This window comes from Dyella choica (genome assembly GCF_003977665.1).
GTDB classification, from domain to species: Bacteria; Pseudomonadota; Gammaproteobacteria; order Xanthomonadales; family Rhodanobacteraceae; genus Dyella_B; species Dyella_B choica.
The window spans coordinates 209,866-233,426 of the sequence record NZ_RYYV01000003.1 but is presented as its reverse complement, the minus strand read 5'-3'; the positions used below and the strand labels follow the sequence as shown (position 1 = coordinate 233,426).

Here is a 23,561-nt window from a genome sequence, read left to right as displayed (position 1 = left end):
TTCCTTCCTTGGGTCAAACTCCTTTCCGATAACTGATGGGGGAAACGCTGAATAAGCTCAGCGTTTCCACGGACCAGGGAAGGCCCGCGCCTGAAAAAATCCATGACGGATTTTTTCAGACCATTCTTAGAACGGGTAGTAACGGAAGCTGGTGAAGAACATGTTGTCCGCGGCCTTCGGCGCATGACCGGCGCTGTCGGTGAACAGCTGACGCGAAAGATGCGAGAACTGCGTACCGAACTGCAGGCGGCCGAACTTGCCCTGGTAGAACTTCCAGACCAAGCCGAGCGTTTCTTCCTTGACACTGCGGTTCTGGCCAGTGCAATTGGTGGCCGCGCCGTAGACGCCGCAGTTGCTGTTGTTGTAGCCGAGAGCACCAGCACCATAGCCGAGCGGCAAGCCGTTCACGCCAACGGTCTGGTAGCTGTCTTCCTGCTCGCGGCCACCTTCGGCGTACACGTCGAAGGCGTCGGTGGCATGCCACGTCAGCGTGCCCAACACCATGTTTTCCTTCAGCGGATGCGGAGCGCCGCTGGTGGTATAGGTGATGTCGTTCAGGCCGGAGGTGCCGTAACGGCCAATGCCCTTGCCGCTCATGCCCGAAAGCTGGAAGTCCAGCACCTTCGGCAGCAGCGGCAGCAGCATGCCGAAACCAAAGCCGCCGCCATGCGCGGTCTGGTTGGTGGTGGCGCCCGGACCGCCATTGGCGGCAGTCGGCGTGACGCGGGTGGTGAACTCGCGCGAAATGCCGAACACTTCGTAGTGGCCCCAACCCGGATCAGCCGCGAACTTCACGAGGATGTCCGGAATCTGGTTGAGCGACACCGAGTTGAGGGTGTCATACAGCGAGCCTGCGCCGACCGTGGCGGTCGTGGTCGCATACCCCTTGGTGCCCGGGCCGGCGGTACCGCCGATGCCTGCGGTCTGCGGATTTTCCACCGACACGCCCAGCCACCACATCTTGTTCCAATCCTTCACGAAGCGCAGCTGCGTTTGGCGCGCCCAGTTGAAGCCCGCGCCGTACTGCGCGTCGATGGTCGGCGGCAGCACTTCCTTGCCCGCGGTGATGCCCTGGCTGTCGAGCGTCATCAAGGACCACGCCTGACCGGCCAGCAGATGCATGCCGTAGTCGCTCCAGTCGACGTTGGCCCACAACTGGCGCACGCGCATATTGAACGAGTTGCTCTCGTTCATGTTCGCTGTCTGGGCGCCACCGAGGAAGTCCGTCTCGTAGTAGCCCGTCACGTGGGTGGAGTCGTTGATGTCGCCTTCCGCCTTGATCGACAGACGGCTCTGACGCGCGCTATAGACGAACTGGTTGTTCTTGGCGTTCGTAACCGGATAGGTGGTGGTAGCGCCGCTGCTCGTGTTGATCGGCGCGGTGCTGGTACCACCCTGGAACGGAATGGCGGTGAACTTGGTCGAGATGTCATCGGCGGTGTCGCGCGAACGGTAGGCCGATTCAGCCGCCAGGAAGCCGCCGAAGGTCCACTTCACGCCACCCGTACCACCGAGGATGTCGCCCTTGTGCTCGGTCGTAGCGGCCACAACCTGCTTTTGCGTGGCCTGGACCTGAGCCTGCGTAGCCTGCACCGATTGAGCGGTTTCAACCTGGGCCTGCTGCTGGGCCTGCTGCTGCGATTCCAGGTCCTGAACCTTCTGCTCCAGCGCTGAGATTTCGGCCTTCAGCTGCGACAGTTCGGACTGACTGATCGACACCTTCTTGTTCGAGGTCTGAGCCGACACAGTCGCCGTAACGCTGGTCAGGCCCAAACCGGCAGCGATCGCCACCGTGAGCATCTTTGAACGCATATTGTTGTCTCCGCTAGATCAAATGGAACCGCGCGGCATCACAGTCCTTCCCCTGGAGCGGCCTGCGGGCTGGGCGCATGATCGAGCGGCAGCTTTACCGTTAGATGGATGTTATGTGACAAAACGAAGACAAACCGTACGGTTCGTCATGCAGGGCGCTGATGAATTCTCGGGCGCGATGCTTACCGTTTGAGCTTCCCTGGCCTGCCCGTAGCTGACGAGCAGGCTTATAGAGATGCGGGTAGGCTGGGATGACAATCCCAGCATGGCGCGGGGGGCGCACAGGGCGATGCGGGGTTTCGCAACCCGGCCTGCGCATAGTTAGTGAGAACACCAACGGCAGCCGGCTGATATGCTTGTCGGATGGAGCAACTCAATAACAGTCTGGCGGCCCGCATGGCCGACCGTTTCCGCGGCTTCCTGCCGGTCATCGTGGACGTAGAAACCGGCGGCTTCGATGCCGAGCGCGATGCCTTGCTGGAAATCGCCGCCGTCACCGTGGGCATGGACCAGGAGGGCAGGCTCTACCCCAAACCGGTGGTATCCACCCACGTGGAACCCTTTCCCGGCGCGAATCTCGATCCGCGCGCCCTGGAGATTACCGGCATCGATCCGGACAATCCGTTGCGCGCCGCGTTGAACGAGCGGTCTGCGCTGGACCATATCTTTCAGGCGGTACGCGCGGCGGTGCGCGCCAACGAATGCCAGCGCGCCGTCCTGGTCGGCCACAACGCGGCCTTCGACCTTGGCTTCCTCAACGCCGCCGTGCGCCGTGTCGGCCACAAGCGCAATCCGTTTCATCCCTTCAGCTGTTTCGACACCGCCAGCCTGAGCGGCCTGCTGTACGGGCAAACCGTGCTGAGCAAGGCCGTGATGGCCGCCGGCTACAGCTTCGATGCGAGCGAGGCGCATTCGGCGGTGTATGACGCCGAGCGCACCGCCCTGCTGTTCTGCCGGATCGTGAACCGGCTGCGTTCGCTGGAACAGCTGGAGCTGGAGCACGTCGGCACGGCATTGCCGTAGCTAATCGGGGCTGATGCAGGGGGAGATATTGCGTTCGCACCCCGGCTCAGCCACAAGATTTTACGATTGTCATCAAGCTGACATATTCATCACATCTCATTGCAACACCTAACCTCTGCAATAGGCGGGTCGAAAGGCTGTAAGCCACTTCCCTCCAAAGGAGCCACTGTGTTGACCTCTCTGAAACTTCCGTCTCGCCTCGGCACGCTCGCCTTCGCGGTCGCCGCGTCCCTGTTCGGCATGACGGCCCAGGCCACCGACATCACCGGTGCGGGCTCCAGCTTCGTCTATCCCGTCATCTCCAAGTGGTCGGCCGCATATGCGGAGAAGACGGGCAACCACATCAACTACCAGTCGATCGGATCGGGCGGCGGTATCGCGCAGATCAAGGCCGGCACGGTGGACTTCGGTGCGTCCGACATGCCGTTGAAGGCCGAGGACCTGACCAAGTTCGGCCTGGGCCAGTTCCCAGACGTGATCGGCGGCATCGTGCCGGCGTTCAATGTGGCCGGCGTTGCGCCGGGTGCACTGGTGCTGGACGGCCCGACCCTGGGCGACATCTATCTGGGCAAGATCACCACCTGGAACGATCCGGCCATCACCAAGCTCAACCCCGGCATGCACCTGCCGAGCTCCAAGATTTTCGTGGTGCATCGTTCGGATGGTTCGGGCACGACCTTCAACTTCACCGACTATCTCTCCAAGGTGAGCGCGGACTGGAAATCGAAGGTGGGTGAAGGCACCGCCGTGCAATGGCCGACCGGTATCGGCGGCAAGGGCAACGAAGGCGTGTCCGCTTACATCAAGCAGATCCCCAATTCGATCGGCTACGTGGAATATGCCTATGCCAAGCAGAACAAGCTTGGCTACGCGAAGATGAAGAACGCCGCCGGCAGCGTGGTCGAACCGACCATCGCCAGCTTCCAGGCCGCCGCCGACACAGCCGACTGGAAGAACGCGCAGGACTTCAACCTGCTGATGACCAATGCCCCGGGCGCCGAGGCGTGGCCGATCACCGCCACTTCGTGGGTGATCATGTACAAGACGCCCAAGAGCGCCGGCAACACCAAGGTTTCCTTCGATTTCTTCAAGTACGCTTATGAGCAGGGCCAGGACGCAGCCCGTTCGCTGGACTACGTGCCCCTGCCCGCTTCGCTGGTGCAGCAGATCGAAGCCTACTGGGCCAGCCAGTACAAGAAGTAAGCTTGAGACTGTCGCAAGGATGCACAGCCAAAGCTCCTCTTGCGACGCGCGCAACGTCTCGTTGCGCGCGTCGTGCTGACTGAAACCATCGCAAAAAATCACGCCTGACATGTCAGCCCTAAGTGCCGAACCGATCCCCCGCGATACTGAACATCGTTCGCGCACCGATGCCCGCCACGACCTGATCTTCCGGCTCGCTTTGCGCTTTTGCGCCCTGCTGGTGCTGGCGGCGCTGCTGGGTGCGGCGCTCTCCACCCTGTGGGGCGGCCGCGACGTGCTGTTCAAGGATGGCCTCCATTTCCTGTTCAGCTCGGACTGGAACCCGGTCGAAAACCAGTTCGGCGCCCTGGCCCCCATCGTAGGCACGCTGGTCACTTCGCTGATCGCCTTGATCCTCGCGGTGCCGGTGAGCTTCGGCATCGCCCTGTTCCTCACCGAGATCGCGCCCCGCTGGATGCGCGGACCGGTGGGTGCCGCGATCGAGCTGCTGGCGGCGATTCCCTCGATCATCTACGGCATGTGGGGCCTGTTCGTGTTCGTGCCGTTCATGGCCACCTATATCGAACCCTGGTTGAGCGACTACTTCGGCGATACGTCGCCGAGCGGTGGTGCGCAAGCCGTGCGGCTCGTCATCGGCACCCTGATCCTGCTGATCCCAACGCTGCCCATGTTCTATGGCGCACTGCACCGCTGGGTGCATGGGATTGCGCTGACGGCCACGGCCATGGTGCTGGCACTGTCGCTGAGCGGCGCACTTTCCTATGTGCTGATGTTCAGCGTGTTGCCCAATCTGTTCAACGGCCCACCGCTAGGGCTTGGCCTGCTGACCGCAGGCATCGTGCTGGCCGTGATGATCCTGCCGTTCATTTCCTCGGTGATGCGCGAAGTGTTCCAGACCGTGCCGGCGCGGCTGAAGGAATCCTCTTACGCGCTGGGCTCCACCACCTGGGAAGTGGTGTGGGACATCGTGCTGCCGTATACCCGCTCGGCGGTGATCGGCGGTATCTTCCTGGGCCTTGGGCGCGCACTCGGCGAAACCATGGCGGTCACTTTCGTGCTGGGCAATTCGTACAACCTGACCGCATCGCTGCTGATGCCGGGCACTTCGATTTCCTCCAGCATCGCCAATGAATTCAACGAAGCGGTCGGCCTGCACCGTTCTGCGCTGATTGCGCTGGGCTTCCTACTGTTCGTCGTGACCTTCATCGTCTTGTTGATCGCACGCTTCATGCTGCGCCAGCTGGCGCGCAAGGAGGGCCGCTGATGTCCGCCGTCTACGCACGCCGCGCCGTCGTCAACGTCGTTGCACTGGCGTTGAGCGGGTTGGCCACCCTGATAGGCCTGGCCTTCCTGGTTTGGATTCTTTGGATTACCGCGCAGAACGGCCTGGAAGCCCTGAAGCCGACCCTGTTCACCAAGATCACCGCCTACGCCGACCAAGGCGGCCTGGCCAACGCCATGGTCGGCAGCCTGATCATGGACCTGATGGCGCTATTGATCTGCGCGCCGATCGGTGTGCTGGCTGGCACCTATCTGGCCGAGTACGCCAGCGCCAGCCGCCTGGGTGCCTCGATCCGCTTCCTCAACGACATTCTGCTGTCGGCACCGTCGATCGTGCTCGGCCTGTTCGTCTATGTCATCGTGGTGCTCCCAACGACGGAACTCACCGACGGGCGCATCACCTTCTCCGGCTTCGCCGGCAGCGTGGCGCTGGCGCTGATCGGCTTGCCGGTGATCGTGCGCACCACCGACGAAATGCTGCAGCTGGTGCCCGGCACCTTGCGCGAAGCAGCGCTGTCACTGGGCATTCCGCAGTGGAAGCTCACCATGCAGGTGCTGATGCGCGCGGCGTTCTCCGGCATTCTCACCGGTGTGCTGCTGGCGCTGGCCCGCCTGGCCGGCGAAACCGCCCCGCTGCTGTTCACGGCGTTCGGCAACAACTTCATGACCGCCCATCCGCTGGACAAGATGGCCAGCATGCCGGTCACCATCTACCAGTACACCAACGATCCCAATCCGGCGCTGCACGCGATCGCCTGGGCCGGTGCGCTGCTGATCACCCTGTTCGTGCTGGCACTGAGCCTGCTGACCCGCATCATGTTTTCGCGCAAGAAGGTGAGTTATGAATGACCTCGCCGCCGCCTCCGCGGCCGCCCTGACCGGTGCCTCGGCACAGCCCAAGCTGAAAGTGCGCGACGTGCACTTCTACTACAACGGATACCAGGCGCTGAAAGGCATCAACATGGATATCCCGGAGAAGCAGGTCACGGCCATCATCGGCCCCTCCGGTTGCGGCAAATCCACCTTGCTGCGCATCTTCAACCGCATCTATGCGATCTACCCCAAGCTGGAAGCGAAGGGTTCGATCGAGCTGGACGGCGAGAACATCCTCGACCCGAACTATTCGATGAACCGCCTGCGCACCAAGGTCGGCATGGTGTTCCAGAAGCCGGTACCGTTCCCGATGACCATCTTCGAGAACGTCGCCTACGGTATTCGCCATCACGAAAAGCTGTCGCGCGCGGACATGGAAATCCGCGTGGAACAGGCTCTGCGCAGCGCAGCTCTGTGGGATGAGGTGAAAGACAAGCTCAAGCAGAGCGCGCTGGGGCTTTCCGGCGGCCAGCAGCAGCGCTTGTGTATTGCGCGCGGCATTGCGCTGCGTCCGGAGGTGCTGCTGCTCGACGAACCGACCTCGGCGCTGGACCCCATTGCAACGGGCCGTATCGAGCAGTTGGTGGAAGAACTCAAGCACGAATACACCATCGTCATCGTCACCCACAACATGCAGCAAGCGGCACGCGTGTCCGACCGCACCGCCTTCATGTACATGGGCGACCTGATCGAATTCGACAATACGGAAAAGATCTTCACCAAGCCCGGCAAGAAGCAGACCGAGGATTACATCACCGGTCGCTTCGGCTGACCTTTCTTTTTTCTTCTCCCTTGCTGGGAGAGGGCCGGGGTGAGGGGCCAGGCTCGCGAAACCCCCTCCCCTATTACCGAATCGCACGAGGCCATCCATGAGCGGCAGCAGCAAGGAACACATCATCAAGAGCTACGACGACGAACTGTTGCGCCTCACCGGCGAACTGGTTCGCATGGGCGAGCTGGCGGTGAGCCAGCTGGAAGCAGCCATCGATGTCGTGGACCGTCGCGACGAACGCGCTGCGCAGCACGTCGTCAACAACGATGAAGCGATCGACCAGTTGGAGCAGGAAATCAGCCACGACGTGGTCCGCCTGCTGGCCCTGCGCGCACCGATCGCCGGCGACTTGCGCCACGTGTTTGCCGCGCTGCGCATCGCCGCGGATATCGAACGCATCGGCGACTACGCCGCCAACGTGGCCAAGCGTTCCATTCCGCTGTCCATGGCCGCCCCGCTCGCGCCCACCGGCGGCCTGGCGCACCTGGCCGAACTCGCCGCCGAGGAAATTCGCGGCGTGCTGCGCGCCTACCGCGACCGCGACGCCGAGCTGGCCTACAAGGTGTGGCAGGACGACGTGCAGCTCGACGAAGCCTATACGGCCTACTTCCGCGAACTGCTCACGTACATGATGGAAGATCCGCGCGTGATCACGCCCTGCACGCACCTGCTGTTCATGGCCAAGAACATCGAGCGCATCGGTGACCACGCCACCAACATCGCCGAAAACGTATGGTTCCTGGTCAAGGGCGAGCCGCTGACGGCGCAGCGCGACAAACGCGACCTGACCTCCAATCCCGAACCAGTAAAGCTCGGCAACCGGCCGGATTGATAGGGCGCGTAGGCTGGGATGACGATCGTAGGCTGGGTTGCAAAACCCAGCATTGCCATGCATGCAACCTGTTCGATGCCGGGATTGCCATCCCAGCCTAGAGGGTTGAAAACTCGCAGCCACGACCCTCGTCGAAGCGGTTGCTTATGCAGTGCGTAGCGAAACTCGTTGAAACATATTAGTCGCCATCCGGCGCATTCAATAAACATTTCATTCTTTAAAATCGCCATACTGGACGCACCACGGCGCGCACCAGTTCTTGCGGCATTTTACACACCCGAACAAGACGCCTGAATCGGCGCACAGCCTTCAATTATCCATCCAAACATACCTAAAGTCCGAAAACAATAAGAAATTAACGAGAATATCAAATGATCCTTAAAATTATTAATTCACACCTAAAAAAATTAAGCCCCTTACTTTTCATGCTTGCAGTCACAAATTGTCATGCCGTAACGTTTCTATACATATTTGTCCCAGCACCGAATGCCAATGCTCAGCAGATCATAAACAATGCATTTTCTCAAGGCCTGGCGCCGGACGGCACTCCATCAAGCAATAGTGGAACCGACTTTTGGAACTTCCTCAGTCGGCCAATTGATAATCCTCTATTCCTGCTGGCATATCAGAATGCGAACCACGTGCAACTCGCTTCCGAGCGTCCACTGGAAGGAGTTTTATTCGAAGTAGCACTGGACCGCAATATCAGAGCGATGATTCCGACGATGCATAACTTCCAGCAGGCATTAGACGATTTCAATGATCCCGAGGGAAGCATCAGAAGGATGATTAGTCGCCTTATAATGGACCAAGATCGTCGTTTGCCTCTTGGAATTATTGGATTTGATCGCAATCGTATTAATAACACTGCCATCCATGGAGCATGGATATACATCAATGGACAGCCACAACCTCTACAAGGCAACGGAAATTACCACGAACCCGCGGACGTAATGCCAGTTGGTTACGATTTCGGCCCCATGCGGTTGCAATTCAATAGAAATCTACAAGCGCTACCGAGAAATCGCGTCCATCAGATGTTGGTTTCACTTGCCTGCTTTGTCTGGCACAAGCGCAGCCCACCGCCGGGCCAGTTGGCGTCTACCGACTATAGCTGTACATCACCCATATCAGAAACCGTCGAACAATTCGACATGGAATACCAACCTATCGTTGGATTACCTTGGATTTCAGTGCTAATGAATTGAATACATGTACCGGTGAGTCGGAGCGCAGCGTCATCCGGGCAAAGGGCGCGGCGCCTTTGATTGTGGCAGAACTCTTCACTGCCACGTCACCAATGGCCGGCAAAAAAATATTCAGGGTTGGCATCCCATACCTACTACCTAATGGTGATCTTTGGCCCCGTCGCATGCGCTTCCTTACGCGCGCGCGCACTGCGCGCAATGCCGTAGATGCCGATCAGCAGCCATGCCGATTCCATGAAGAACGCTGAAGCATTGAACGCACCAAACAGCAACGACAGCATCACGCCGACCGCGCCCAGCACGTTCATCAATTGATAGGCCAAGCCGTTGCCATGCAGCTTATTCGCCTGTAGCAGCAAATAAGCCAGCAGCATCAGCACGACACCAATGTAACCGGCCCAATCATCCCAGTGGAAAGTCATCGTTCACTCCTTTGACGTAACGCTTCGAACAATACTACTCCGGTGGCCACTGATACGTTGAGGCTTTCCATGCTGCCGGGCATGGGAATCTTCGCCACGAAATCACAGGTCTCACGCGTGAGCCGTCGCATGCCTTCGCCTTCGCTGCCCAGCACCAGCGCCACCGGACCCTTCATGTCGATGGTGTAGATGGACTGTTCCGTATCGCCGGCCAAACCGGTGATCCACACGCCGGCATCCTTCAACGCACGCAGAGCGCGCGCGAGATTGGTGGCCGCCACCAACGGCACGCGATCCGCACCGCCAGCCGAGGCACGACGCACCACCGGCGTGATGCCGACGGCGCGATCCTTCGGCACGATCACGGCCGTCACCTTTGCCGCCGCCGCACTACGCAGGCACGCGCCGAGGTTGTGCGGATCGGTCACGCCATCCAGCACCAGCACCAGCGCGTCGCTGCCGGCTTTTTCCAGCAAGTCCGGCAAATCCTGTTCGCCGGCGAGGGACGGTGCCTGGTAAAGCGCCACCACGCCCTGATGGCGCGCTTCACCTGCCACCCGATCCAGCTGTTCGCGCGGGCGATGATGCACGGGAATCTTCAACGCCTTCGCCTTTTCCGCCAATTCGTGCACGCGCGGATTGCGCTGGCCATGTTCCACCAGCACTTCACGCACACGCTCGGCGTCGTTGTTCAGCGCACCCTCGACAGGATTGATGCCGACGATCCAACTCTCGCTCATCGCTTGCCCTTCGGTTTCGGCGCACGGATCTTGGCCGTTTTCGTGCTGCGCTTGGCGGCCGGCTTGCTGCCCGCGGCCTTGGTTTTGCTCTTGCCCGGAGGCTGGTCCGCTACCGCCTTCTTACCCGGCTTGGCGCCGCCGCGCTTCTTCGCGCCGGCGTGCTCCAATTCCGGCAACGGCGGTAGCGCAGGCAGCGGTTTTCTCCCCGACGGCAAGGAATAACGCTCCCCTGCCGCAGCATAATCGTAAGCACGTGGCGTGGAGGGCTGCGTTACCGCAGCAACCTCGGGCTCCGGCGCCTTCTTCTTCTTCGGCTGCACCATGCGAAAGTCGATCTTGCGATCTTCCAGGCTCGCGCGCAGCACCTGCACGCGCACGTGATCGCCAAGCCGGAACTGCAGGCCGGTGCGCTCCCCCTTCAGCAGGTGGCGGATCGGATCGAAGTGGTAATAGTCGTTGGACAGCTGGCTGATGTGCACCAGGCCGGAAACCTTCGACTCCTCCAGTTCCACGAACAGGCCGAATGAAGTGACGCCGGTGACCACGCCGTCGAACTCTTCGCCGACGTGCTTGGCCATCCAGGCACACCGGAATCGTTCGTCCACATCACGCTCGGCCTCCTCGGCACGGCGTTCACGCTGCGAGCAATGCACGGCCATCGCCGCCATCGCCGCTTCGGTGTAGTAGTAGGCCGAAGGCTTGCCATCTTTCAAGGCATAGCGGATCGCCCGATGCACCAGCAGATCCGGATAACGGCGGATCGGCGAGGTGAAGTGCGCATACGCCTCCAGCGCGAGGCCGAAGTGGCCGCGGTTGTCCGGCTGGTAAGCCGCCAGGCTTTGCGCGCGCAACAGCACGGACTGGATCAGCTCGCGCTCAGGACGATCCTTCACTTTGCGCAGCACGTCGGAGAAATCGCCGGGCGTCACGTCCTGCAGCGCCGGCATGCGCAGCTTGAACTCGCGCAGGAACTGCTGCAGGTCTTCGTATTTTTCTGCCGGCGGCGGCTCGTGCGCGCGGTACAGGGCCGGAATCTTGCGCTTGCTGAGAAACATCGCCGCCTGCACGTTGGCGGCGATCATGCATTCCTCGATCAGCTTGTGGGCGTCATTGCGCTCAACCGCCCCCACCGACTGCACTTCGCCCGTCGCATCGAGGCGGAATTTCACCTCGGCGGTTTCGAAATCGATCGCACCGCGGCGACGGCGCTGCTCGGCCAACGCCTGGTACAGCGCGTGCAGGTTTTCCAACTGGGGCAGTACATCCGCCAGCTCGTGCCTGGCATCGGCCTCCTTCAGGCCGATGGCCTGCCACACCTTGTCGTAGGTGAGGCGCGCATGCGAACGCATCACCGCATCGTAGAACTTGGCTCGCGTGACTTCGCCATCTGGGTTGACCTGCATGTCGCACACCATGCATAGGCGTTCCACCTTCGGATTGAGCGAGCAGATGCCGTTGGACAGCGTTTCCGGCAACATCGGCACGACGAAGCCGGGGAAATAGGTGGACGTGCTGCGCTCGTAGGCTTCCTTGTCCAGCGCAGTGTCGACCGGCACATAGTGCGACACATCGGCAATTGCCACGATCAGGCGCCAGCCACCACCCCGCCTGGGTTCGGCATAAACCGCGTCATCGAAATCGCGCGCATCCGCGCCGTCAATGGTCATCAGCGGCAGCTTGCGCAGGTCGACACGGCCTTCGCGTTCGGCGGCGGTGACTTCCGGCTCCACCTCTTCGGCGCCGCGCAGGACCTCCGGCGGCCATTCATGCGGCAGGTCGTAACTGGCGATCGCCATGTCCACCAGCAGGGAGGGTTGCAGGCGTTCGCCCAGCACGGAGCGAACAACCCCCAGCGGACCGCGATAAGGCGTGGGCGGATCAGTGATCTCGGCCACCACGATCTGGCCCGAACTGGCGCCGCGCTCCTGGCCCGGTGCAATCATTATGTCCAGGTGCAGGCGACGGTCATCCGGCACCACCAGCGTGACGCCGTTTTCAATCACCACCCGGCCGACCAGCCGCGGCGAGCGCCGCTGCAACACCTCGACAATGGCGCCCTGTCGCCGCCCGCGTCGATCCACGCCCACCACGCTGGCCAGTACCCGGTCTCCGTGCAGCACGCTGCGCATCTGGTGCGGCGAAAGGTAGAGGTCGTCTCCCCCCTCGTCCGGGCGCAGGAAACCGTAGCCTTCGGCATTGGCCAGCACCACGCCGGGGATCAAGTCCAGCTTGCGCGCTGGCGCATAGCCGCCGCGCCGGCCGAGCAGCAATTGGCCGTCGCGCACCATCGCGGTAAGGCGCTTGGTGAGGGCGGCGATGCCGTATTCGTCGTAGAGCTCAAGCGCCTCGGCAATGCGCGCCTGGGTGAGCAGTTCACCACGCTCCTCCAGCAGCGCCAGGATGGCCTCGCGGCTGGGAATCGGCCGCTCGTAGCGCTGCGCCTCGCGCTCGGCAAACGGATCGAGCTGCCGTGGCGGTGCAATGGTTACGCCCGGTTCCGCTCCACGGCTACGACGCGCCTGCCTGGGCGCGCCCGCTGCACGGGTTTTCGGGGCCTTGGCCGCCTTGCGCGGCACCTGTCCTTTGGGTTTCTTTGTCTTGGTCACGCCCTAGTATCGCCTCTGGGCAGGCATTCAATAAATGGTTAGATGCAGCCCACACGGCTTCCGCTGTGAAGATGAAGAAATAGTTGACAACATGTCCATCGCCTCCTAATCTACGCGGCTCGCACAGCTCGAAAAGCAACGCGACACCTGCCCAGGTGGCGGAATTGGTAGACGCACTAGTTTCAGGTACTAGCGGGTAAAACCGTGGAGGTTCGAGTCCTCTCCTGGGCACCAGATTTGAAAGGCCAGCGATTCAGTCGCTGGCCTTTTTCATTTCACAGCGCCTGCAGAAATGGGACGCGACAAGCTTGGTCAGCCGGGGCGACCTCAGCCACCCAACTTCGACGCGAGCATTGCGTGTGACATCAAGAATGCCCCGATAGCGCGGATTTCCATCCCACCCTGACGGAACCAGAGCACTTCGGTCTGATCAGCGCAGCCGAATTAGTCCCATAGCTGCAAATCGTCCTCATGGAACTGCGTTGAAGAGCCGTCTTCAAATTCAACCGTATAGACGACTCCAGGCGGAAACTTATCAAAGTAAGTCCCCTGCTGCGGCCTCTTTTCAAATATCCCAACCACCCAAGCTTTCCTCGGGGAATCAGCGCCATCATTCACCCGCACGCTGACAATGTCGTTGTAAGTGAACTTTGACATGTCAACCACCCGCGTTTACCGGAGGGGCAGGTGGATTTATCGGCAGATGCGGATTTCCATTGGGATCGGTAACGCCCGGTCTGTGTGCATAGGGGGCTCGCGCTTGCGGGTCGCGCTGATTCGGATGCCCGCCTCGATCAAGCCGATCACCCGTGGGCTTAGAGTCAGTACCAATCACCTGCTGAAAATCGCCATATGGAGATGCATTGACCGATTGCCCAGTATCCACGGGAATGGCATTGCCGTTCTTGTCTACTACAACAACGGGCTTATCCACCGGACCTGCATAAAATCCGCAGCCTGCAAGTTCATCCAGGGATACTCCCCCATCCTCCACGACGTCGTGCAAGACCGCCACGATCCGCTCGTTCTCTCCCGAAGACTTCAGCATCAGCCGCAAGGGATGAAGGATGTACGGCTGCTTTGTCGCATGATCCCATCGAAACAGAACCTCTTCAAAGGGATGGTCGACGTACACGTCCCTACCCTTGAAGGCATCGCCTTTGTTTATCGGCATACATTACCTCTTAACACGTTCAGCGCGTCAGCCATTCAAGGTAAGGGATTCGCCTTGAAGAACTCCAGCATCTCGGTAGCCAGCACGTCCTTCTGTGGCCAACGAACATGCTCGTACAGGCCATGTGCTTTCCCGCACGTTTGAGCGCATTGCGCGCCCGGCCCGGCATCCTTGCCGTTCCAACTCAGATTGACGCGGCGAAATGGCCAATTCTGTTGCTGCAGCGTGTTGCTCCAGCTACTGGTTTCGCCACACGTGGCGAGTGCATCACACATGTTTCGCAACAGCGTGAGCGGCACCTGCCGGCCCGATGGCATGGCTACGGGGCAAGGCGTACGCTGCCATGGATCAGTGCCGGCATACTGGCCTACCGCCGCGATGCGCTCAGCACGCCATGCGCCATACAGCACTGCCATATCTGCGCCGTTGCTCCAGCCGAACACATAGATCTGCTTGGTATCGACCAGGCCCGTCGCCACCGCCTGGTCGATGAAATGGTCAATCGCTTGCACATCAAGGTTCGTCGTTGGGTCACGCTGCCACTCGTCCCAATGGAAGCCCGTTCCCGTATGCGGACCGTCCGATGCCCATGCCTGCGCACGCCGGCCTTCCGGCGCCAGCAGGATGAACCCTTTGCTGTCGGCGTGCGTTGACAGTGGGTAATCGCGGCTCAATTCGAACAGCGCGCCGCCGTCCCGATACAAGCTGTCGGGATTGGTCATCGAGCCATGCAGGTACACGATCATCGGCCATTGGGATGCGCCAGCGACGGCATGTGCCGGTAAGTTGAAACAGGCGTAGCGCGTCACTGCGTTTTGATCGAACGACAGCACCCGGCCATCCGTGCAAACTGGTCGCTTGGTCACCGGCGCGACGGTTTGCATCGGTGGCGTACCCGTTGCCGAACACGTCGGCGGTTCAACGGCGGAATCGGCCGCGCCAGCGGCAGCGGCGAAGGCCAACGGGATGAGCGGCACCAGTAAACGAAGGAACGTTGTGGCGCAGACATGGCGATGTTTCGGCATGGTCTTTCTCCTCGCGTTTGAATGACGTCGGATCGGGCATCACAACCCATACTCATTCATCAACAACAGCCGGCAGCCCACTTTTTTTCTTACGAGTCAAACCGCGGTCCGCTTGCTTATGGCCGTCATTCGCTGACAGGTTGCCGGACACAGGCCTGCAAGCGCGGTACGAAACGCAGCAGCTTCAACTGGCTGCCAGTCCATTCGTAAAAAGCAACGCCATCGTGTGACTCATCCTCGTTCGGCGCCCCAACAATGACCAGCAGCCGACTCGACAAGCTGAAGTAAGCCGGGAACTGCTCGTCGCGATCGCCATTGGCGTCGGCCTGGGTGGTATCGAGATCGCGCAGGCGCCGATCGAAGAAGACCTGGCCTGTTTGCGTATCGACGATGGCCCGCTCACTGCACGAAGAGCCGCAGCCCCAGGCCACCACGGCGAAATGCCCCGCAAAATTCGGCCCACTGGCCGTCCCTTCCCGTATCACCGTCCGGTAGCGGCGTGCTTCAGGTGAATCCAGGCGCGGCGCGGTGATCGGCGAGGAGCTGGCGCGAGGCACCGGAAAATCCTCGAACTTCAGGGGCTGCTTCACGTCCGCAAGTCGCGCAGTGCAGATTTCAGCAGCGTCAGCGGCCTGGGCTTGCCCAGCCCACGACACCAGCAAGCCTGCAGCCAGCCATGCGAGCGATTTCATGGCCGCCATGGTCGGTATTCGGATCGCATGATGGCTACCCTCGTTTTCGTTGGCATCAGCGCGCTTGTTCATACGTCGGTCCCAGCCCAAGACGCAGTGAGTCGGCCATTTGCTTGACCACCAGCGCCCACCTGGCCTGTTGCTGTGGAGGATATTCCAAGCGCACGGTCGCCAAGGTATCCACGAAAGCTGGGATGACGGCAACGTACAACTGAAGTTCGACGCTAATTAAGAGTCTTCATGTTTCTCCCCTTGAATAGGGGTTGAGCAGGAATACGACGTAACCCCGGAAATAGGGATTCGATGCCAAAGCCGCCGGCGCCTGCCATTCACCCCCCTGCAGCAAACCGATCCGGAACGGAATATGCAGCCGTCCCAGTCGCGCCAGATACGTGGCATAGCCTGGAATCACGCGCCGCCCCTGATAGATCTGTAATACCACTTCATCCACCACGCCGGCCAAGGCATTGAGACCCTCCGGATCGCCATGGCTGCTCCAGTCCAGCAAGCCGGTGATGCTCAGCCGGCAATCCGCTGGCAGGCGCTGACGCAGGTCGGCAAGAAAGGCGGCGTACTCCTGCAGGTGATGCGTGCGGGCATCGAAGTCGATCTGGATGCCCGCCACGCGATTGCCTGCACGCCGCCATTGTGCAAGCGAGGCGAGTACAGCTGCGTAAATGGGCGGCGACCATTGCAAGGTATCCACACGCACCACCATCCACAATTCCGCACTCTTGACGTGCGGCATGGCCGGGCGTTGCGCAACCAGCCGCGTAGGCTGCCCCGACCTGACTTCCGCCTGCAACAGATACAAACGTTTGGCCTGCTGCAACACCGGCTGCGATTGCACGCCCGCCCATAGCCAAAACGCGTCATATCGGCTGGCATCGACGATCTCCACCGACTGGCCTGCCTGGCCGCAGCCAAGCAGGCACGCGAGGAGCGCTGCTGACAGCCAACGCAAGAGCGGTTACCAGTAGTAGCTCAAGGCTCCGGCCCAGGACGAGCCTGGGTAGTCCTTTTTCAATTGCTGGAACCAGGCCTTGCGCTGCGCCGAAGGCACTTCCACTCCACCGCAACTGTTATTGCCCGAGGGCGCGTAGCAGTTGATGGCGCGATACAGCGCATAACCCTTGTCTTCGGGCTTCGCCTTGGCATCGGCGATCACGCTCTTGTAAACCTCCAGCCGCGAATACGGCTTGCCCGGAAACAGACTGTGACCACTACCCAGTCCGCTGGACATCCCGGCGTCCAGCGTAAAACCATCGAAACTTTGCACGCGCAGAAATTCGGCCAGGCACATCCTGGCCCGGATGTCGTCGACGTCCTTGGCCAAAGCCGTTGCGACGTCTTGCAAGGCCGGGCAAGCGTAGTGCTCTTCATCCTTCGCGCCGATCAGGAACACGCCCAGCGGCTGGTGCGGCTTATTCTCGGCGGCAGGATCAGACGACGGCGAAGGAGCAAAGCGATAGACCGTGATGTCGTCATCCGCTGTACTCGCGTTGGCCGGAATCAAGGCCTTGTCACGCAAAAAGTCGGCATAAAATCCGCGCGTGAGCTCCTTGTACAACAGCACGTACAACGCCGTTTCCCGCTCGTAGTCCGGCGCATGGGCATCCTGCGCCTGCTTGCGCAGCAGCGGCGCATCGGCAACGTAACTCAGCTCGATGCCCCGAATGGCCGGATTGCGCACGGGCGAATCGGCCTCGAACAGCTGCGATACCTGGCCGGCATGCTCGTCGATCAGCGCAATCGCCAGTTCCAGCGCCGAGCGCTGGAACGGCGCCGCGGCACCCGGCAGCATGTTCACGAACTGGTCGCGCGCGTGCGCGTCGTGCTGCGCCTGCAAGGCCATCCCGCGCAGCATCTGACGGCTGAACTGCACGTAATCGAGCCTGGCCTGCCTCGCCTCGTCCGGAATCAGGTCCAGCACTTGATCTGGTTTGCGGTCCACGTAAAACGCGTGGATCGCCTCAAGGTAGCCGAACAACGCCTGCTGATGGGCGAAGTGCGGGCGCTGGGTTTCCAGCTCCTGGCCGGTCAGGGTTTGGGGATGGGCATCAGCGCCAGCCCCTGCCGCCGACTGGCGCATGCGATACAGATCGATCACCGCCAGCAGGGTCGGATCGGTGGTATCCAGGTGCGGCGTCGGCATCCCGCCATCGCTGTCGTAAAGCTGGAACAGCTTGCGGTCGATCTCCTGCGCCAGGTCCGCGTCATTGACGCCACGCGCGGCTTGGTCCTGCGCAATGGCCTCGACGTAGTCCGTAGTCAATCGAGAGCGGTCACCGGACAGCCAATCCATGCGCCGCTTCAGGCCGCGCGCGGAAACCGTATACAGACCTTTGGGGTAGGTGGCGATATAGGCATCCAGCGCGGAATGCGCATTGGCCACTACCGCCGGATCGGCGCGCCAGTCCGGTTTCATGCTGCCTTGATCATCGAAGGCATCGAACTGTGCCGCGCGCACGGCGCTACGGCCTAGCAGATAGAACGAGGTTTCACGCAACCAGGCGGAATCGGCCTTGGTCAGGTCCGCGAAGTGCGCCACGGCCTGGTTTAGTGCATAGCCGTAAAAAGCTGCTGCGCCCTGCAGATAGTTGAGGTATGCCTTGCCGGTGGCGGAATGAACCTGGTCGACCGCCGCGGCCAACCGCTTTTCAAAGCCGGTATCGTCCTTGCTGCAATGGGTCAGCCCCTGATGCAGCGAAACCAGCAGCTCTTGTTCGGATGAAGGCACACTGGCCTCAGCCTTCAATGCGGCCTCGAAGGCAGTTTCCGCCGGCTGATTGCAACTGCTGCTGTCGTCGCCGAAACCCTGTACCACGTTCGGAGCGGCATCGGGAAATAGGGTTCCCTGCAGGTTCGACAGGTCGAACAAAGGCGGATTGTCGCTGCCGGCTTTCGCCTTGGGTGACACGCCATGCCGATCCGCCATCAGCAGGATCAAGTTGACGCGCGTGTCATTGCCTGGCGACAGCAAGGCCATCGAGCCCATGCTGCAGCTGACGTAGTAGCCCTGGTCGATGGTGTAGGCGGTGCTGCCGCAATCGTCGCTGCTGGCATGCACGGGGCTCTGCCAGGTCATGCCCGCCAGCAGCAGCGCCAACAGGGCAAACCAACGCCATTGGGAATCGTATCGAATCGTGCTCATGGACATGGTCGTCACCGACTTGGGGCGCGGCCCCTTCGCGCACTGCCGACACGCGAATACTGCCACGCGGTTTATGCACGAGATTTTTCGCACGATAGAGGAACACGCACATCCCTATCGTGTTGCCATCCCCTCAAGTTCTTGCGCATCGCTGCGCACACGAAATCTATGCCATGGGCAAGCCGATGTCGAGGGGGCGATTTCCGGCCACGGCGGCCCGCTCGGGGCCTGCCCCCGACTTATGTCTTACCTTATGATGTTTGGTCTTTACATCGAGTATCGTCGCGCCTGATTTGACCGGCATGATGATGCTTTCAAGCTGACATTGGCCTTCGCACGCATGCCACGCTCGCACGCTTCCCCGCTCGCCCCCGCTCTGTTCGCGGTCGGCGTCCTGCTGATCGCCATGGCGTCCTATCAATGTGGTGCGGCCATTGCCAAGTCGCTGTTCAAGGTGGTGGGCGCAGAAGGCGCCACCGCTTTTCGCCTGGTCCTGGGCGCCTTGATCCTGCTGGTGCTGCGGCGGCCGTGGCGATCGCGGCGCACGGCAGGCAACCCGCTCGTGCTGTGGGGCTACGGCTTGTCCATCGGCCTGATGAACCTCGTCTTTTACATGGCGCTGCAGCGCATACCGCTGGGCATTGCGGTGGCGGTGGAGTTCACCGGGCCGCTGGCGCTGGCGTTGTTTCATTCACGTCGCTGGCTGGACGTGGTGTGGATCGGCCTGGTGGTGGCGGGCCTGTTGCTATTGCTGCCGCCGGGCAATGCGCCGACGCGGCTTGACCCGATTGGCGTGGGCTACGCGCTGGCGGCGGGCGTCGGTTGGGCTTTTTATATCGTGCTGGGGCAGAAGGCCGGCGCGGCTTACGGCACCGATGCGGTGGCATGGGGTACTTCGGTGGCTGCGCTGGTCACTTTCCCGATCGGCCTGGCACACGCCGGCCATGCCCTGTTCTTGCCCGGCCTGCTGCTGCCCGCGCTGGGCATAGCCATACTCAGTTCAGCTCTGCCCTATACGCTGGAAATGATGGCCATGACACGCCTGCCCACGCGCACTTTCGGCACACTGCTGAGCCTGGAACCGGCCTTTGCCGCCTTGGCCGGCATGATCTTCCTCAAGGAACACCTCAGCTGGCTGCAGTGGTTTGCGATTGCGGCGATCATCGTGGCATCCGCCGGAACGGTGCTGAGCGCGCGTCAAACCATCGTAGAACCCGTATTGCCCTGAACCATCCCCCCCCCATCGAAGGATTGTCTATGTATCGGAGAGTGTTGCAAATCGTAGTTGCGCTCGTGCTCACGAGCATGACTTTGATGACCACGCGTACGGCCAACGCATGCGAAGTGCCGGCACCCGTAAAAAGCATCGATCCACCCGGTTTCTACGATGACGCAGCAGGCTATGCACGCGCTGTGCAGCCCATGCGCAATTTCATTGCCCAGCTCAACAAGTCGGCCGATAACGGCCAGTGGTCTTGCACCGTGGATCTACTGACGGCATGGGCCCGCGGCAATGCGCTGATGGGCCCCATCACCGGCTACCAGGGCTATTACGAGCGTTCCTGGGCGGGCACCGATTTTGCGTTGGTGATCCTGCGCATGCCCAATGAGGTCAAGGCGGCCCATGCCGATAAGTTCGCGCAGATCGACCCATGGCTGGAACGCATTGCCATCGCAACCCGCGATGCGGAAGCCATCAATCATCTGCACAACAACCTGGTCTACTGGGCCGGTTTGAACCTGGTGGCGATCGGAACGGTGACCAATCATTCCGACCTCATCGACTCGGGGCTATTGCGTGTACGTGAAGGCATCCATGACATCCGCGCGGACGGCTCCCTGGAACGGGAAGTGAAGCGCGGCGACCGTGCCCTGCACTACCACACCTTCGCCTTGCTGCCGCTGGTGTTCACGGCCGAACTCGTCCAGCGGCGCAACATCGATCTTTACCGGGAAAACGACCATGCCATCGCGCGCCTGGCGAATCTGGTGATCGATGCGGTACGCGATCCGGCGAGCTTTGCCAAGATCACGCCGGTCAAGCAGAACTTGTTCCCTTGGACATTCCAGGACGAACTGTCGTGGATGGAGCCCTACTACGCCCACACCAAAGATAAGCGGCTTCCTTCCTTGATCGCGCCGCGCCGGCCATTCAGCGAATGGCGTCTGGGCGGAAACGTCACGGACACCTGGGGTATCTCTTTACCCAACAACCCTTCCGAATGAAGACACGTAGACTGGGATGACAATCCCAGCATCGCGTGTGTCGCATGCATGGCTAGGCTGGGATTGACATCCCAGCCTACGATTCGTGCAGCACCGGGCGGAAAAAGCTGCGTTCGTAACTCAGGATGCACTTGCTCGTAGCAGCAAACGCGAAGGCTGCCTGGCATTGCGGATCGCTCTGGGAATCTGCACGATATTTTTCGTAGGCAGCGAGGCTTGGGAAAGAGAACAGCGCCAGCGCGATATTGTTGGCGCCCTCGGAACGCAGGAAATAGCCGTGATGCTGCCCGCCGAACTTCTGCACCAACGGTATCCACATCTTCGCGTAGGCCTCAAATTCGGCAAGCAGGTTCGGATCGAGAACGTATCGCACGTGGCACGTGATCATGGTTTCGCGAATCGCAAGGAGACCTGCCCGGCATCTTACCCGCAAGACGACCCTGCGTAGGCTGGGATGACAATCCCAGCGTCGCGCGGCTGCAAGCATGGCAATGCTGGGTTTTAGCAACCCAGCCTACAGCTCGCGCACGACACGAAACCCCACGCGCCCGCTGCGAACGCTCACATCGGCCCCCTGCCGGTACGCCGAATTGGCCTGCTCCGGCGAACTGCCCCACGAACCGCCGCGCACAACGCGTATCGAGCAGCCAGGATTGATCCACGCACTGCCATCCACCGGGGCACGCATGTAATTGTCGTGCCAGCAGTCGGACGTCCATTCCGATACGTTGCCATCCATGTCGTAGAGGCCAAACGCGTTGGGTGCGTAGCTCATGGCCGGCGCAGGCCCCCAATGACCGTCGCCGTAACCCTCGAAAGCATGACTCCAGCGCCGGCCGCTGGGTGAACGGTCGAGCGAGCCGGTGAGATTTTCCACCCTGCTCTTCGGCGCGCCGCCGCCCCACCAATAACGCGTGATGCTGCCGGCCCGCAGCGCATATTCGAACTCCGACTCGCTGGGCAGGCGGAACTGCTTGCCGGTGCGCTGGCTCAGCCATTGCACATAGGCACGGGCATCGTTCCAGGAAATGTTCACCACCGGCAGGTTGTCCGCGGCGGCGTGCCCGGCATAGTCGTCTGCCCAGGTTGCGTTGGAAACATCGCGCATTACGCCGGTGCGTTCGTCGTACACGCTGGCGCCGCCCTGCGTCACGGATTCGGGCTTGTAGCCGCTGGCACGCACGAACTCGCGAAACTCGCCGACGGTAATGTCGGTTTGCGCGATCGCAAAGCCCTTTTCGATGACCACTTCATGCTGCGGCGCCTGCGAATCGGCACGGCCGGGTTCGTCATCCGGCGCGCCCATCATGAACTTGCCGGTAGGCACCACCACCATGGTGGGCGATTGGCCGCCCATGTCCACATAGCGATCGGTGAACACCTGCCCCGGCTTGAAGCTGGCATACAGCCGCGCGTTGGTGATGCGCTCCGCGAATTCGTCGAGGCCGGCCAATTGCGGGCTGATCGACTGCGCCTGCCCGGCCAGCTGCTTGGCCAGATCGACGTTGCCGGCATCCAATGCCGAGCGCGCCTGGGCCAGCACGTTGGCGGCGCGCTGCTGTCGGATGTTGTCGATCTGGCTGCGCACGTCGTGCAGTTGCGGTGAATCTGGCTGGATCGGCGTGGCTTCGGCCATCGACTGTTCCGCGCCGGCGAAGTCGTTTTGCGCCACTGCCGCCAACGCATGATCGAGCACTACGCGCTGCACCTGCAGAATGCCCTGCGCCGCCACGGCGTTTTGCGGATCGAGGTTCTGCACCTGGCGATAAACCTCCAGCGCGTTATTACCGGTCGGCTTGTCCGCCTTGCCCTGCTGCAGCATCGCGGCCGCCTGGGCCAGCATCGGGCGCACTTGCAACAGCGTCTTCATGCTTGCTTCCAGCGGCGCGACGTCGTTGGCGGTATTGGGCAGGGCCTTGAGATAGTCCAGCAGCGTGCCGGCCGAGCCGGAATCGCCCACCGCGATGTCCTGCGTAACCTGCGCAATCAAATGAGTGCGCACCTGATCCAGCCCCTGCCCGGCGTCGCGGCTGTCCGGCTTGAGCTTGAGCGCCTCCTGGTACAGGGCCGCCGCACTGTTCTTGTCGCCGGCGATGCGCCCGGCCTGGAACGCCTTGTCCGCCCGTTGCACCAGCGCCTTCACCTCCGGCGAATCGGCGCTGGTCTGCTCCGGTAGCGGCACCGGCTTGCGCACGAGCCGCGAGGCGATCACTGCCGTGGGCGCCAGCGTCAACGGCGGGCCGGCGTTGACTTCGTCCTGCTCGGGAGCGGCTGCAAGGCTTGCGCGAGCGGGCACCACCGGCTTCACACGCCCCACACCGGGCGCGCTGGGGTTGGCCACCTCTTCCGGGCTCACATGAAAAAGCTGGGGAAAAAAATGATAAGTGAGCCCGAAAGCCAGCACGAGCACGCCGAGCGCCCCGCCGAATGCGCGTTGGCGTTGTACGGTTTCCTTGCTCGGCATGGTGGGCGTTCCGTGGCTGGCCTGCTATGGTTCGCTGCTTACCATATGGCACCC

At 61.4% G+C, this 23,561-nt stretch carries 20 protein-coding genes, 1 tRNA gene and 1 pseudogene; 10 read left to right on the top strand and 12 right to left on the bottom strand.

Annotation, left to right across the window (positions count from 1 at the left end; translation table 11 throughout):
• Positions 1-126: 126 nt before the first annotated feature.
• The gene (locus EKH80_RS05445; protein ID WP_126683711.1) at positions 127-1,812 is read right to left on the bottom strand and encodes a coiled-coil domain-containing protein; all 1,686 of its coding nucleotides are present in this window, start codon (positions 1,810-1,812) and stop codon (positions 127-129) included.
• Between the two features lie 363 nt (positions 1,813-2,175).
• On the opposite strand from EKH80_RS05445, the gene rnt reads away from it, so the two are divergent.
• The 7 genes and pseudogenes from rnt (at position 2,176) to EKH80_RS05410 (ending at position 9,004) form a co-directional block, all read left to right on the top strand.
• A complete protein-coding gene (rnt, locus tag EKH80_RS05440) occupies positions 2,176-2,835 on the top strand; it encodes a ribonuclease T (RefSeq protein WP_126683710.1) in 660 nt (219 codons plus the stop codon).
• A gap of 171 nt (positions 2,836-3,006) precedes the next feature.
• On the top strand, positions 3,007-4,038 hold the full coding sequence (pstS, locus tag EKH80_RS05435) for a phosphate ABC transporter substrate-binding protein PstS (protein ID WP_425481131.1): 1,032 nt from the start codon (positions 3,007-3,009) through the stop codon (positions 4,036-4,038).
• Positions 4,039-4,216: 178 nt separating this feature from the next.
• Positions 4,217-5,302 (top strand): annotated as a pseudogene (locus EKH80_RS05430) (ABC transporter permease subunit); the annotation flags it as partial.
• Positions 5,302-6,168 carry a phosphate ABC transporter permease PstA gene (gene pstA / locus EKH80_RS05425; protein ID WP_126683708.1) on the top strand — a complete coding sequence of 289 codons (867 nt, stop codon included), beginning with the start codon at positions 5,302-5,304 and terminating at the stop codon, positions 6,166-6,168. The pseudogene EKH80_RS05430 and the gene pstA, both read left to right, overlap by 1 nt.
• Entirely contained in the window at positions 6,161-6,964 is an 804-nt protein-coding gene (gene pstB, locus EKH80_RS05420) for a phosphate ABC transporter ATP-binding protein PstB (protein WP_126683707.1), read from the top strand. Before pstA ends, pstB begins: the two co-directional genes overlap by 8 nt.
• A 97-nt stretch (positions 6,965-7,061) precedes the next feature.
• Complete coding sequence (gene phoU, locus EKH80_RS05415) at positions 7,062-7,796, top strand: phosphate signaling complex protein PhoU (RefSeq protein ID WP_126683706.1); 735 nt, start codon at positions 7,062-7,064, stop codon at positions 7,794-7,796.
• A gap of 371 nt (positions 7,797-8,167) precedes the next feature.
• Positions 8,168-9,004, top strand: coding sequence for a hypothetical protein (locus tag EKH80_RS05410; protein ID WP_126683705.1), 837 nt, complete (start codon positions 8,168-8,170; stop codon positions 9,002-9,004).
• 134 nt (positions 9,005-9,138) lie between these two features.
• Here the strand turns inward: EKH80_RS05410 and EKH80_RS05405 are convergent, their stop codons facing one another.
• The 3 genes from EKH80_RS05405 to rnr are packed head-to-tail and all read right to left on the bottom strand — an operon-like array spanning position 9,139 to position 12,772.
• Positions 9,139-9,426, bottom strand: a complete 288-nt coding sequence (locus EKH80_RS05405) for a CBU_0592 family membrane protein (RefSeq protein WP_126683704.1) — start codon at positions 9,424-9,426, stop codon at positions 9,139-9,141.
• Entirely contained in the window at positions 9,423-10,166 is a 744-nt protein-coding gene (gene rlmB / locus EKH80_RS05400; RefSeq protein WP_126683703.1) for a 23S rRNA (guanosine(2251)-2'-O)-methyltransferase RlmB, read from the bottom strand. The genes EKH80_RS05405 and rlmB overlap by 4 nt, the downstream gene beginning before the upstream one ends.
• Complete coding sequence (rnr, locus tag EKH80_RS05395) at positions 10,163-12,772, bottom strand: ribonuclease R (protein WP_126683702.1); 2,610 nt, start codon at positions 12,770-12,772, stop codon at positions 10,163-10,165. The genes rlmB and rnr overlap by 4 nt, the downstream gene beginning before the upstream one ends.
• Positions 12,773-12,921: 149 nt before the next feature.
• Here rnr and EKH80_RS05390 point away from each other — a divergent pair.
• Positions 12,922-13,006 (top strand) — tRNA-Leu (locus EKH80_RS05390).
• 210 nt (positions 13,007-13,216) lie between these two features.
• Here the strand turns inward: EKH80_RS05390 and EKH80_RS05385 are convergent.
• The 6 genes from EKH80_RS05385 to EKH80_RS05355 all read right to left on the bottom strand — a co-directional run bounded on the left by EKH80_RS05385 (position 13,217) and on the right by EKH80_RS05355 (position 18,817).
• Positions 13,217-13,429: a hypothetical protein gene (locus EKH80_RS05385; RefSeq protein ID WP_126683701.1), complete on the bottom strand. Its 213-nt coding sequence runs from the start codon at positions 13,427-13,429 to the stop codon at positions 13,217-13,219.
• A 1-nt stretch (position 13,430) separates the two neighbouring features.
• Positions 13,431-13,946 carry a hypothetical protein gene (locus EKH80_RS24055; protein ID WP_230473442.1) on the bottom strand — a complete coding sequence of 172 codons (516 nt, stop codon included), beginning with the start codon at positions 13,944-13,946 and terminating at the stop codon, positions 13,431-13,433.
• Positions 13,947-13,981: 35 nt separating this feature from the next.
• Positions 13,982-14,971 (bottom strand): alpha/beta hydrolase family protein, encoded by a 990-nt coding sequence (locus tag EKH80_RS05370; protein ID WP_126683700.1) that lies wholly within the window; start codon positions 14,969-14,971, stop codon positions 13,982-13,984.
• Positions 14,972-15,096: 125 nt separating this feature from the next.
• Positions 15,097-15,735, bottom strand: a complete 639-nt coding sequence (locus EKH80_RS05365; RefSeq protein ID WP_126683699.1) for a hypothetical protein — start codon at positions 15,733-15,735, stop codon at positions 15,097-15,099.
• Between the two features lie 166 nt (positions 15,736-15,901).
• Positions 15,902-16,627: a DUF3142 domain-containing protein gene (locus EKH80_RS05360; RefSeq protein WP_230473441.1), complete on the bottom strand. Its 726-nt coding sequence runs from the start codon at positions 16,625-16,627 to the stop codon at positions 15,902-15,904.
• A gap of 6 nt (positions 16,628-16,633) precedes the next feature.
• Complete coding sequence (locus tag EKH80_RS05355) at positions 16,634-18,817, bottom strand: PA5441 family protein (protein WP_126683698.1); 2,184 nt, start codon at positions 18,815-18,817, stop codon at positions 16,634-16,636.
• Between the two features lie 340 nt (positions 18,818-19,157).
• Here EKH80_RS05355 and EKH80_RS05350 point away from each other — a divergent pair, with 340 nt between their 5' ends.
• Together EKH80_RS05350 and EKH80_RS05345 are read left to right on the top strand one after the other, a co-directional pair.
• On the top strand, positions 19,158-20,045 hold the full coding sequence (locus tag EKH80_RS05350) for an EamA family transporter (protein ID WP_126683697.1): 888 nt from the start codon (positions 19,158-19,160) through the stop codon (positions 20,043-20,045).
• A gap of 86 nt (positions 20,046-20,131) precedes the next feature.
• Positions 20,132-21,043: a mannuronate-specific alginate lyase gene (locus EKH80_RS05345; RefSeq protein WP_230473440.1), complete on the top strand. Its 912-nt coding sequence runs from the start codon at positions 20,132-20,134 to the stop codon at positions 21,041-21,043.
• A gap of 76 nt (positions 21,044-21,119) precedes the next feature.
• Here the strand turns inward: EKH80_RS05345 and EKH80_RS05340 are convergent, their stop codons facing one another.
• Both EKH80_RS05340 and EKH80_RS05335 read right to left on the bottom strand, forming a co-directional pair.
• Positions 21,120-21,416: an NIPSNAP family protein gene (locus EKH80_RS05340; protein WP_230473439.1), complete on the bottom strand. Its 297-nt coding sequence runs from the start codon at positions 21,414-21,416 to the stop codon at positions 21,120-21,122.
• A 141-nt stretch (positions 21,417-21,557) separates the two neighbouring features.
• Positions 21,558-23,507, bottom strand: a complete 1,950-nt coding sequence (locus tag EKH80_RS05335; RefSeq protein ID WP_126683694.1) for a formylglycine-generating enzyme family protein — start codon at positions 23,505-23,507, stop codon at positions 21,558-21,560.
• Positions 23,508-23,561: the final 54 nt, after the last annotated feature.